Here is a 1134-nt window from a genome sequence, read left to right as displayed (position 1 = left end):
ATCAAGCAAACAATATACGATGAAGAGTTTGATCCTGGCTCAGGATGAACGCTAGCGGCAGGCTTAACACATGCAAGTCGAGGGGTATAAGTCTTCGGATTTAGAGACCGGCGCACGGGTGCGTAACGCGTATGCAATCTACCTTTTACAGAGGGATAGCCCAGAGAAATTTGGATTAATACCTCATAGTATATAGACTCGGCATCGAGATTATATTAAAGTCACAACGGTAAAAGATGAGCATGCGTCCCATTAGCTAGTTGGTAAGGTAACGGCTTACCAAGGCTACGATGGGTAGGGGTCCTGAGAGGGAGATCCCCCACACTGGTACTGAGACACGGACCAGACTCCTACGGGAGGCAGCAGTGAGGAATATTGGACAATGGGCGCAAGCCTGATCCAGCCATGCCGCGTGCAGGATGACGGTCCTATGGATTGTAAACTGCTTTTATACGAGAAGAAACACTACTTCGTGAAGTAGCTTGACGGTATCGTAAGAATAAGGATCGGCTAACTCCGTGCCAGCAGCCGCGGTAATACGGAGGATCCAAGCGTTATCCGGAATCATTGGGTTTAAAGGGTCCGTAGGCGGTTTAATAAGTCAGTGGTGAAAGCCCATCGCTCAACGGTGGAACGGCCATTGATACTGTTAAACTTGAATTATTAGGAAGTAACTAGAATATGTAGTGTAGCGGTGAAATGCTTAGAGATTACATGGAATACCAATTGCGAAGGCAGGTTACTACTAATTGATTGACGCTGATGGACGAAAGCGTGGGTAGCGAACAGGATTAGATACCCTGGTAGTCCACGCCGTAAACGATGGATACTAGCTGTTGGGAGCAATCTCAGTGGCTAAGCGAAAGTGATAAGTATCCCACCTGGGGAGTACGTTCGCAAGAATGAAACTCAAAGGAATTGACGGGGGCCCGCACAAGCGGTGGAGCATGTGGTTTAATTCGATGATACGCGAGGAACCTTACCAAGGCTTAAATGTAGATTGACCGGTTTGGAAACAGATCTTTCGCAAGACAATTTACAAGGTGCTGCATGGTTGTCGTCAGCTCGTGCCGTGAGGTGTCAGGTTAAGTCCTATAACGAGCGCAACCCCTGTTGTTAGTTGCCAGCGAGTCA

General features: G+C 48.0%; 1 rRNA gene. It reads left to right on the top strand.

The features are described from left to right. Nucleotides 1-16: 16 nt before the first annotated feature. Nucleotides 17-1134, top strand: a 16S ribosomal RNA gene (locus tag ACHRWY_RS27510); the annotation flags it as partial.

The organism is Flavobacterium sp. FlaQc-48, from assembly GCF_044007335.1.
Taxonomy (GTDB): domain Bacteria; phylum Bacteroidota; class Bacteroidia; order Flavobacteriales; family Flavobacteriaceae; genus Flavobacterium.
The sequence above is the reverse complement of the archived record's forward strand: the minus strand, read 5'-3'. Positions and strand labels throughout refer to the sequence as shown.